Origin of the sequence: Alteromonas sp. AO-Serp, assembly GCF_017849675.1 — a bacterium.
Classification (GTDB): domain Bacteria; phylum Pseudomonadota; class Gammaproteobacteria; order Enterobacterales; family Alteromonadaceae; genus Alteromonas; species Alteromonas macleodii.
Genome location: NZ_JAFLMX010000170.1, coordinates 1 through 10282, shown reverse-complemented (window position 1 = coordinate 10282; position 10282 = coordinate 1). Strand labels below are relative to the sequence as shown.

The 10282-nt window shown below is 43.6% G+C and carries 11 protein-coding genes; 8 read left to right on the top strand and 3 right to left on the bottom strand.

The window, feature by feature from the left end:
- Positions 1 to 1418: ABC transporter substrate-binding protein (locus QVA83_RS12065; RefSeq protein WP_287498495.1), on the bottom strand; the 1418-nt coding region annotated here is incomplete at its 3' end.
- Between the two features lie 3 nt (positions 1419 to 1421).
- Positions 1422 to 2543, bottom strand: coding sequence for a phage shock protein operon transcriptional activator (gene pspF / locus QVA83_RS12060; RefSeq protein ID WP_049587674.1), 1122 nt, complete (start codon positions 2541 to 2543; stop codon positions 1422 to 1424).
- Positions 2544 to 2765: 222 nt separating this feature from the next.
- On the opposite strand from pspF, the gene pspA reads away from it, so the two are divergent.
- The 7 genes from pspA to maiA all read left to right on the top strand — a co-directional run bounded on the left by pspA (position 2766) and on the right by maiA (position 9219).
- The gene (pspA, locus tag QVA83_RS12055) at positions 2766 to 3449 is read left to right on the top strand and encodes a phage shock protein PspA (protein WP_014948682.1); all 684 of its coding nucleotides are present in this window, start codon (positions 2766 to 2768) and stop codon (positions 3447 to 3449) included.
- Positions 3450 to 3524: 75 nt separating this feature from the next.
- Complete coding sequence (gene pspB / locus QVA83_RS12050; protein WP_014948683.1) at positions 3525 to 3764, top strand: envelope stress response membrane protein PspB; 240 nt, start codon at positions 3525 to 3527, stop codon at positions 3762 to 3764.
- Positions 3761 to 4207 carry an envelope stress response membrane protein PspC gene (gene pspC, locus QVA83_RS12045; protein ID WP_014948684.1) on the top strand — a complete coding sequence of 149 codons (447 nt, stop codon included), beginning with the start codon at positions 3761 to 3763 and terminating at the stop codon, positions 4205 to 4207. Before pspB ends, pspC begins: the two co-directional genes overlap by 4 nt.
- Positions 4208 to 4410: 203 nt before the next feature.
- Positions 4411 to 5211, top strand: coding sequence for a phenylalanine 4-monooxygenase (gene phhA / locus QVA83_RS12040; protein ID WP_014975928.1), 801 nt, complete (start codon positions 4411 to 4413; stop codon positions 5209 to 5211).
- A 215-nt stretch (positions 5212 to 5426) separates the two neighbouring features.
- Positions 5427 to 6983, top strand: a complete 1557-nt coding sequence (tyrR, locus tag QVA83_RS12035) for a transcriptional regulator TyrR (RefSeq protein WP_014948686.1) — start codon at positions 5427 to 5429, stop codon at positions 6981 to 6983.
- A gap of 416 nt (positions 6984 to 7399) precedes the next feature.
- Entirely contained in the window at positions 7400 to 8410 is a 1011-nt protein-coding gene (locus tag QVA83_RS12030) for a fumarylacetoacetate hydrolase family protein (RefSeq protein WP_014948687.1), read from the top strand.
- Positions 8411 to 8565: 155 nt separating this feature from the next.
- On the top strand, positions 8566 to 9219 hold the full coding sequence (maiA, locus tag QVA83_RS12025; RefSeq protein WP_014975930.1) for a maleylacetoacetate isomerase: 654 nt from the start codon (positions 8566 to 8568) through the stop codon (positions 9217 to 9219).
- Positions 9220 to 9264: 45 nt separating this feature from the next.
- Here the strand turns inward: maiA and QVA83_RS12020 are convergent, their stop codons facing one another.
- The gene (locus QVA83_RS12020) at positions 9265 to 9732 is read right to left on the bottom strand and encodes an Lrp/AsnC family transcriptional regulator (protein ID WP_014948689.1); all 468 of its coding nucleotides are present in this window, start codon (positions 9730 to 9732) and stop codon (positions 9265 to 9267) included.
- Between the two features lie 308 nt (positions 9733 to 10040).
- Between QVA83_RS12020 and QVA83_RS12015 the strand changes: the two genes are divergently transcribed.
- Positions 10041 to 10282 (top strand): Glu/Leu/Phe/Val dehydrogenase dimerization domain-containing protein (locus tag QVA83_RS12015; protein WP_287498494.1); only part of this gene is annotated, 242 nt, incomplete at its 3' end.

Sequence of the window (10282 nt, the reverse complement as noted above, 5' to 3'; positions counted from 1 at the left end):
TCTTGAAGGTGGCGTCTAAATGTAGTCCAATCATAGCTGACAATAGTGGCCTCTACACCAACATCGCGAAGATAGCGCTGAATAAGCTCAGCCATTTTAGTTGCATTAGGATTGTAAGAACGTTCAACGGGCATGGCCCATATTGTCATTGAAAAACCTGGTTTTACACCAGCGTCAGCCAGTAATTTACGGGCTAGGATAGGGTTGTAAGCTGTATCATCTGCATCATTTTGAAATGCCCAACTTGCTGCTGGGAGCAGCGTTTTAGCTCTTGTTGCACTGTCAAAGTATACCGCTTCTAATAGTGTGTTCTTATCAATAGCCGCTGCTAGCGCGCGTCTAACGTCTGGGTTATCAAAAGGAGGACGTTGTGTGTTAAAAGCCCAAAAGCCAATGTTAAGTCCTGGTTTTTCAGCAAGCGTTAAATCTTCTTTTGCCCGAATCACTTCAAGCTCAGTCTGTGCAGGAAAAGCGGTAGCGTCACATTCACCTGTCATTAATTTAGCCAGTCTCAGTGAGCTTCTTGGCGTAATGTCAAATATAAGCTGCTCTACAACAGGGCGCGTTTCGTCACCGTTTTGTGCTGTACCATCTTGAACAGTATCTTCGCCACCTTGGCCATTTTCAACTTCTTGGTTGGCACTCTCTACAGTATTGTTATCGCTTAGGACTTCATCACTCGTAGGCGCATCTTCCATTTGGTCACGCCAATAGTTGTCGTGGCGCAGGAACTTAATGAAATGATCTTTGCGATAGCTATCGAATTTAAAGGGGCCAGTACCTACTGGAAGCTCATCGATTTTGCCTGGCGTGCCGGTCTGTGCCAGCTGGTTAGCATATTCTTCTGATAAGATAACGGCGAAATCGGTTGCTAGATTTGCCAAAAATGAGCTATCCCTGCGCTTAAGTGTAATTTCAACGCGGTAGCCGTTTACGCGCTCTACCGACGCGATATTTTGTGCAAGGCCTATGCTTTCGAAGTAGGGATAGCGCCCACCAGATACGTAATGGTATGGATGGGAGCGTAGGCGCCATCTGTCTATACTGAAGATAACATCGTCGGCGTTAAAGTTTCGTGTTGGCGTGAAGTAGCGCGTATTGTGAAACCATACATCCTTTCTCAGTTGAAAAGCGTAGGTAAGACCGTCATCACTCACTAACCAGCTACTCGCCAAACTAGGCACGATGCGGCCAGACTCAGGGTCGAAATCAAGCAGTCTGTCGTAGAGTTGGTGTGAAGATGCATCTGACGTTGTACTTGATGTATCTAGCTGCGGATTGAAGGTAACTGGATTGCTTTCAGAGCAGTATATAATACCCGTATTGTAAAACGCTTGTTTGTTCTGCTTAGCACAGGATGCAACAAGAAGCGCTGTACATATACATAATGACAAACGCTTTACCAAACCATGGGACATGTTTTACGCCTCGACGCTTTCCGCGGAAGAATCTAGTAAGTTATATTTTTTGAGATAGCCTCGCAGCTGATGATACGTCAGGCTCAATTTTTCAGCAGTCTTCTTCTGATTAAACTGACTGTCAGCAAGTGCCTGTTTTATCATATCTATCTCATGTTGTTGAGAACGTTCTTTCAAATCTATGGGATATTCAACAATTTCTGGCTTTTTCACTGGTGCCAGTGGCGTAATGTCTGCACTTTCAATGCGTTCATTGGTGGCAGCGGCCTCTGAAGGGGACTGAGTAACGGGTGAGTCGGGCGTATTCACTCTGTCATTGGTCTTCACTCTACCTTTCGGGCGATAAGCTGACTCAAAGGGGTCAAGAACGATTTCATGTACGGGCAGATGAGGGTTATTTGTTCGATATACTGCACGTTCGACCACGTTCTTAAGTTCACGTATATTGCCTGGCCAATCATAATCAAGAAGGGTCCGCTTCGCCTTCTCTGTAAAGCCGCTGAATAATTCCATTTCCATTTCACGGGCCATATTAATAGCAAAGTTTTCTGCCAACATCATGATATCTTCCCTACGCTCGCGTAGCGGAGGAATGGTAATTACGTCAAAGGCAAGTCGGTCGAGTAAGTCTGCACGAAATTCACCTGCATCGGCAAGCGCGGGTAAGTCTTCGTTTGTAGCTGCAATAAGGCGTACGTCAGTTTTTACTGACTTGCTTCCGCCAACGCGCTCAAATTCGCCATATTCGACAACGCGCAGTAGCTTCTCCTGAATAAGGCCAGAAGTATTAGCCAGTTCATCAAGAAATAAGGTGCCGTTGTGGGCCACTTCAAAGCGACCTTCGCGGCGTTTTGAGGCACCGGTGAACGCACCTGCTTCATAACCGAATAATTCACTCTCCAATAGGCTTTCACTTAAGGCAGCACAATTAAGCTTAATATAGTTTTGATCCCAGCGCTTAGATAAGAAGTGAAGTCGCGCGGCAATAAGCTCTTTACCTGTGCCTCGCTCACCAATTACCAGCACGGGTTTATCTAGCGGTGCAATTTGTGAAATTTGCTCTAAAACTTCTAGAAAACTATTCGATTGGCCAAGTAAATTGTCTTGCTGTCGATACCTACTCATTAAATCCCTCAAAAGTTAGTCATTTCGACCAATTAATAGTGTAGAACAAAACATATTGAGAAACGAGTATTATTTAAACTTATAAAAAGTGTATGAAAAATAGCAGGTTAGCACAGTTATAAAGTTGGCAAGCATATTGAATGCAACTAATACCAAGAGTAACCTATTTATCAAGTGTGGTGTTTTTTAAACACTTACCATTTTTAGCAAGAGGTAATTATTATGGGTATCTTCTCGCGTTTTACAGATATTGTGAATTCGAATATTAATGCGCTTTTAGATAAAGCGGAAGATCCTGAGAAAATGGTTAGATTAATCATTCAGGAAATGGAAGACACATTGGTTGAGGTGCGCTCAGCATCAGCAAAGACCTTAGCCAACAAAAAAGAAATTGTTAATCAAATTGCAAAGTATGAAAGCGATGCAAGTGACTGGGAAGCCAAAGCTGAGCTTGCTTTGAGCAAAGACAGAGAAGACTTGGCGCGTGCTGCGCTGCAGGAAAAGAAGAAGTCTGCAGAAGCTGCTGAAGCGTTAAGTAAAGAGCTGGCTATTGTTGATGAGCAAATCAGCAAACTTCAGGATGAAATTGGTCAGCTTCAAGAAAAGCTAGCGGATGCGAAGAGTCGCCAAAAAGCGATTATTATGCGCCAGAAAACCGCAAGCTCTCGTCTTGAAGTGAAAAAGACGCTGGATAGCACTAAAGTAGATAATGCGATGGGACGCTTTGAGCAATATGAGCGTAAAATCGATGACCTTGAGTCGCAGGTTGAAGCTTACGATCTAGGTAAGAAAACGTTACAGGATGAGTTTGCTGAACTAGAGGCCAGTGACAAAGTTGAAGACGAACTTGCTGCGCTTAAAGCGAAAGTAAAAGGTGCAAACACAAGCACCGAAAAATCAGAATAATAAGAATAGGGTGTACCCTCCGGATGTGAAATCGGAAGGAGGGTAATTACATCAGAGTTTGTAGGAGAGATTGAGATGGATGAAGGTACGATTGCAATGTTGGTGATGCCCCTTGTGGTGTTTTCAATATTCGTTGCTCCAATTTGGTTAATATTACACTATCGAAGCAAGAAGCAAGTGAATCAGGGATTGAGTGCAGAAGAGCATGCATCTTTGCAAGACTTAGCCGAGAAAGCCGAGAAAATGAGCGAACGCATTGAAACTCTAGAGGCCATTTTAGACAGCGAGGCACCTGAGTGGAGGAATAGAGCATGAGAAACGGTAAGCAGCTCTATCGCAACCCAGAAAATGCAAGAATTGCAGGCGTGTGCTCGGGTGTAGCTGAATATTTCGGCTTAGAAACTTGGTTAGTAAGGATTTTAGTTGTAACAGGTTTCTTCTTGTTAGCCGGACCTTTCATCTTTGTTGCATACATTGCAGCTTGGTTCATCCTCGATAAAAAACCTGTTGGGTTAAAAAATGCACCAACGCAACCTGTTTTCTCAAAAGGTAAGGGATGGACAAATCCCAACGGTGGTCAGGTAAAAAGCCCAAAAGTGGAAGTGAAAACGAAAGTTTGGCAGGCGGGCGAGCCACCAAAACAAGCGTTTCACGATATTCGCAATCGTTTTGAAAAAGCAGAAGTTCGACTTCGTAAAATGGAAACTTATGTAACGTCTCGCGAATATCAACTCAATAAAGAAATTAGCCGCCTTTAATTGGCGATGGCGCACCAAGCAAACTTGAATGAAGCCGCTCGTAATGAGCGGCTTTTTGTTATATAAAACAATGCGTTTACTTGGTTTTGTAAAATTCCTGTTACAGCAAAATCGAGTCGCTCGTAAGGGCTTACACTTTTCGACGTCGCGAATTTCATTAGACTGATAGACAAGTTTTTCAACTCTTATTGGTTACAGAAGTTATGCCAAAATCAACGCAATACCAGTCGAGACAATCTGACGAGAATGGCATTATCCATTGGTCAGACGAAGAGAACCAAATTTGGTCTGAACTATATGCGAGACAAATTCCGCTGGTGAAAGAAAGAGCGTGCCAAGAATACTTGGACGGGCTTGATTTGTTGAAGTTAAATGAAAAGGAAATCCCTCAGCTACCTGACATCAACAAAGTTCTGATGGAGAAAACGGGTTGGCAAACAGCTGAAGTGCCTGCGTTAATTAATTTTGGCGAATTTTTCAGATTACTGGCGAATAAGCAATTTCCTGTTGCCACCTTTATTCGCACCAGAGAGGAATTCGATTATTTGCAGGAGCCGGATATTTTCCATGAAGTTTTCGGGCATTGTCCGCTACTAACCAATCCCGCATTTGCTCATTTTACTCACACTTACGGAAAGTTGGGCCTTGCTGCCAGCAAAGAAGACCGAGTTTATCTTGCTCGTCTTTATTGGTTCACCGTAGAGTTTGGATTGGTGAGAGCCAAAGATGAATTGAAGATATACGGTGGAGGCATTTTATCTTCTCCTGGCGAGACAATATACGCGTTAGACAGCGACACACCTCTGCGTAACCCGCTCACTGCTATTGATGCATTAAGAACACCTTATCGTATCGATATTATGCAGCCTCTTTATTATATCTTACCGGAATTCGACCATCTGTTTGAATTAGCGGAAATGGATATTATGGCACTCGTAGAACAAGCGAAGTCTTTAGGATTATTTTCCCCACTTTTCCCACCTAAAGAGAAAAAAGCCAGTTAACACTATTGTTAATTAAATGTGTTTTATATAGGATGCCGCTCACTGAAGCGGCATCTTTTTTATTTGGTATGCACGGCCTTTTAATCATGCTCTCTGCGCGTTCTTAAATGTGTGATTCATCGCAAATTTAACCATCTGTAACATTTATCTTGTTATCTTTTTGTAAAAGTATGATATTCTGTACATATATGTTTACAAAATAGCTATAACACCCTATGCGTCTAGAAATAAGCTGTCAGGACCGTCTTGGTATCACTCAAGATGTTTTAGATATTCTCGTTACTAAAGAAATAGATTTACGCGGTATTGAAATTGACCCTGCGGGGAAAATTTTCCTTAATTTTCCCAATATCGAATTTGCAGATTTTCAACACCTCATGCCTCAAATTCGCCGCATCGATGGTATCGACGATGTGAAGACGACGCTTTTCATGCCAGGAGAGCGTGAAAAAAATCAGCTTTCCGCTATTTTAAGAACGTTGCCCGACCCTGTGTTTTCTATCGATGCCAAAGGCAATATCTTGCTATGCAATGAAGCGGTATGCGCGGGGCTAGAAATTCCGAGTAGCGAAATAGAAGGCATTGAAATTGGCGAAGTTGTGAAAGGCTTTAACTTTACTAAATGGATGGACGGTAAATCGCCTGGCCCTCAGTCTTCGAAAGTGAAGTTTATTCAACAGGATTACCTAGCCGATATGCTGCCTATTACCGTACCTGACGGCGAGCAGAATATGATCATGGCAGGTGCTGTGGTGATATTAAAATCAGAGATGCGACTAGGACAGCAATTTACCGCGTTCCATCAGTCTCCCACTGATAGCTTTGACCGCTTTGTCACTCAGTCTCCATTTATGAAGCGAGTCGTTCATGAAGCCAAGCGAATAGCTGATTTGGATGCACCTATTTTAATTTTTGGTGAAACAGGCACAGGCAAGGAAATGATTGCCAGAGCCTGTCACCAGTCTAGCCGTCGCAGTGAAGGAGCATTTTTAGCTTTAAACTGCGCGTCTTTACCAGACAGCGTGGCAGAAACCGAATTATTCGGTTACGCAGCGGGCGCATTCAATCAGCCTAATGCAAAAGTGGGGCTATTAGAGCAAGCAAAAGGCGGTACGCTTCTTCTCGATGAAATTGCTGATATGTCTTCTCAGCTTCAAGCTAAACTGCTCCGCGTTCTGGAAGACGGCGAATTTAGAAGAGTAGGGGATTCTGAGCCAGTTAAGGTAGACGTGCGATTTATTTGCACCACCTGTCGTGACTTAGGTCAGCTTGTAGAAGAAGGACGATTTAGAAAAGAATTGTACTACCGCTTAAACGTACTAAGTTTGGTTATGCCTTCTTTAAAAGACAGAAGGCAGGATATCGTTCCTCTTGCCGAGTCTTTCATCGTTCAACACAGTACCAAGTTAGGTCGTCGTCCTGCGAAACTCAGTAAATCCTGTGTTGATTTTCTGCAGCAGTACCCGTGGCCGGGTAATGTGAGACAGCTACAGAATGCGTTGTATCGCGCGTTATCACTCCTTGACGGTAAGGAGATTACCAAGGAAGACATTCAGCTTCCAAGTTGTGCGCCAAGCGTCACTTATATTGACGAAAACTTTGACGGCACATTAGACGAAGAAGTGAAGAAGTTTGAAAAGGACTTGCTCAAGCGGTTATATCCTTCCTACCCAAGTACCCGTCAATTGGCTAAAAAACTGGGGTTAAGTCATACGGCAATTGCAAATAAGTTACGTGAGTACGGCATTAACAAGGCAACGGTAAAGCTTTAATTATATGGGAGCATTGACCTTTGCCATAGGGTGAAGGTCAATGTGACCAAGTATATTTGGCTTCGTTTAGCAAAGTAAAAGTGGCAAATGGTCTACGCCAATTTTTATATTGATAATGCGTTTTTGTGCCTCAGAGCAATATCAATTCATCTGTTACGATAAATTTACATCGCCCACGGAGCAAGCGGGCAGCGCTATACCTGCTCAACAGAGGCTTACTAGCGTACATCCTTTCTTACAGCCAAATAAAACTTCGTCAACAGATCACTTCTCAACGCACACCAACTAGTGGCATAACTATAATCATGGAATTGTGTGTGATGCTGCCGCGTAAAAAGATATAGGTCTTTTATTCAGAACGTATTAATAAAAGACAAGAGCGCCAAGCTGATGAATAATTTTTCGAGGAAAGAACAATGAAACTAGCAACCTATAAGAATGAAACCCGAGATGGCTGCCTAATGGTAGTGTCGAAGGACCTTTCTCGAGCATGTAGTGCACAGGACATTGCGAAAACGATGCAAGACGCACTGGATAATTGGAAAGAGATTGCCCCTCAGCTACAGATGAAATACCAAGCGCTAAATGACAATGCGTGTGACAGCGTGCCGTTTGACGCATCTCGCTGTGAGTCGCCTCTTCCTAGAGCTTACCAATGGGCTGATGGAAGTGCTTACGTGAACCATGTGGAATTGGTGCGAAAGGCGCGTAATGCAGAAATGCCGGAAAGCTTTTGGACTGACCCATTGATGTATCAAGGTGGTTCCGATGACTTTATTGGACCCGAGGATGACATCATACTTCCAAGTGATGATTGGGGAATCGATTTTGAAGGTGAAGTCGCTGTTGTTACCGATGACGTTCCTATGGCGTGTACGCCTGAACAAGCTTCAGAGCGCATTCGACTTATTATGTTAGTTAACGACGTGTCACTTAGAGGGTTAATCCCAGGCGAACTGGCGAAGGGGTTTGGCTTCTTCCAATCAAAACCTGCGTCTAGCTTTTCTCCGGTTGCTGTAACACCAGATGAATTAGGTGATGCGTGGAAAGATAGCAAAGTGCACTTGCCTTTGCGTTCAACCTACAATGGTGAACTATTCGGTAAGCCTGAAGCGGGTCAGGACATGACGTTTGATTTTGGTCAGCTAGTCGCGCATGCCGCCAAGAGCAGAAACCTAGGTGCAGGTGCTATCATCGGCTCGGGTACAGTGTCTAATAAACAGGGTACAGATCATGGCTCTGCCATCGCTGAAGGCGGTGTGGGTTATTCATGTATTGCAGAAGTGCGCATGATTGAGACTATTCGAGACGGCAAACCTTCTACTCCTTTCATGCAGTTTGGCGATCGTATACGCATAGAAATGCTAGATAAAGAAGGTCACTCTGTTTTTGGCGCCATTGAACAGCAAGTTAAACCGCTTAGCTAAAACTTTAAAATGAAAAGTAGTGTGGGCTAATAACGCGGTTTACTCAGTAGGCACGTTGTTGTTTTCCCCACTATAATTATAAGAGGGTGTAGAGCGTTTAGATTCATCAAAGCCCTGCACTCCTACCAAAAACGTTTAATAGGTGTGGTAGTACCATGAGTATAAAACTTTACGGCTATTGGCGTTCGACCGCCTCTTACCGCGTGCGGATTGCGCTGAATTTGAAAGGGGTTGAGTACGAGTATGTACCTGTACATCTTGTAAACAACGGTGGCGAGCAGCATAGTAGCGAATATACGCGTCTCAATCCCGCGCACCTTGTCCCTACTTTGGTTGACGAAGACGAAGATATTATTTTGAATCAATCGCTATCAATCATCGAATATCTTGATGAACGGTATGAAGGCGAACACCAGCTGGTTCCTGAACATCGAACAGAGAGAGCCAGAGTCAGAGCGCTAGCACAAGATATCGCGTGTGATATTCAGCCTTTGGGTAATCTACGTGTACTGAATGCGCTAAAAGGGAATTTTGAGGCGTCACAAGATGATGTGGCGAAGTGGGCATCCCACTGGATAACGCTGGGGTTCGACGGCATTGAAAAGCGTCTTCAGACCCAAGCTGGAAAGTTCTGCTTTGATTTCGATGTTACGCTGGCTGATATTTGCTTAGTACCCCAAGTGTATAATGCGCAACGTTTTAACGTCGATATGAGTCGCTACCCTTTAATTAGTAAGATAGCGAAGAATTGTAACGAGTTAGATGCTTTTGAGCGGGCTAAGCCCGAAAATCAAATAGACGCCACTTAGACTGACGGGGGAGAGTAGAAATGTACTCTGACCCCATTTTTTGAGTTATTGGCGTTTAATCGGTAGCTCGGTGGTGTTTTTCACCTGCTTTAAGGCGAAGGTTGAGCTTAAATGATCGACAAGAGGCAGGTGAGTTAATTTCGTTTTAAGTAAGAATTCGTACTCTTCAATACTTTCCACTATCACTTTTAGTAAGTAATCTTTTTCACCGCTGGTGGTATGACACTCCACGATTTCATCGATGTTTTGTACGGCATTTTCAAAATCGGTTAGCGAGTCACCGTCATGGTTTTTCAACGTGACATAGATAAAGACCGACACACCTAAATTCAGTTTTTTGCTGTTTAGCAATGTGACTTTACCAAGAATGATGCCGTCGGCTTCCATTCGTTTGACACGTCTCCAGCACGGAGTATGCGACAATCCTACACGTTGGCTTAAATCTGCCATCGACACCGTGGCGTCTTGCTGAAGTACGCGCAAAATCTCACGGTCAAATTTATCCAATTTCATTAACACTGTTTCCGTCGTTTTTATGATGTTTATTATATATCAAAAAAAATTCTAGGATAGCTGTCCTAGAAAAATTGTAATCAATTCTATTGCGTTTCAGTTTGTAAATTTCATTAACAAACTTTGCAAGGCCTGTCCTCAAAACAATCGGATACACTTGGCAAAATGTTGCTGATCTTTGCGAGGCCGATAAGTGTACCGCAAATCATCTTCAGACTCTCACATCATCCCAAATGAGCGGCGTTTCGTTTTCGTGACAGCTAGACCTTGGGTAGGCTTTAATTCATCACAGTATTAATAGGGAAAATATGTCAGTTTTTGATCACCCGGAGTTCAATAATCACGAACACGTTGCGTTTTATCATGACGAGAAGGCGGGCTTGAGCGCCATTATTGCTGTACACAATACCAATCTGGGGCCAGCACTTGGCGGTTGTCGCATGTGGCCCTACGTAAATAGTGGTGAGGCATTGACCGATGTGTTGAGACTGTCAAAGGGGATGACGTATAAAGCAGCCATGGCTAACTTGGAGCTTGGCGGCGGTAAATC

What these genes read in the sequence shown, in the direction of transcription:
- pspF (WP_049587674.1), bottom strand. Translation starts at nt 2,543, where the DNA reads ATGAGTAGGTATCGACAGCAAGACAATTTACTTGGCCAATCGAATAGT.
- pspA (WP_014948682.1), top strand. Translation starts at nt 2,766, where the DNA reads ATGGGTATCTTCTCGCGTTTTACAGATATTGTGAATTCGAATATTAAT.
- pspB (WP_014948683.1), top strand. Translation starts at nt 3,525, where the DNA reads ATGGATGAAGGTACGATTGCAATGTTGGTGATGCCCCTTGTGGTGTTT.
- pspC (WP_014948684.1), top strand. Translation starts at nt 3,761, where the DNA reads ATGAGAAACGGTAAGCAGCTCTATCGCAACCCAGAAAATGCAAGAATT.
- phhA (WP_014975928.1), top strand. Translation starts at nt 4,411, where the DNA reads ATGCCAAAATCAACGCAATACCAGTCGAGACAATCTGACGAGAATGGC.
- tyrR (WP_014948686.1), top strand. Translation starts at nt 5,427, where the DNA reads ATGCGTCTAGAAATAAGCTGTCAGGACCGTCTTGGTATCACTCAAGAT.
- QVA83_RS12030 (WP_014948687.1), top strand. Translation starts at nt 7,400, where the DNA reads ATGAAACTAGCAACCTATAAGAATGAAACCCGAGATGGCTGCCTAATG.
- maiA (WP_014975930.1), top strand. Translation starts at nt 8,566, where the DNA reads ATGAGTATAAAACTTTACGGCTATTGGCGTTCGACCGCCTCTTACCGC.
- QVA83_RS12020 (WP_014948689.1), bottom strand. Translation starts at nt 9,732, where the DNA reads ATGAAATTGGATAAATTTGACCGTGAGATTTTGCGCGTACTTCAGCAA.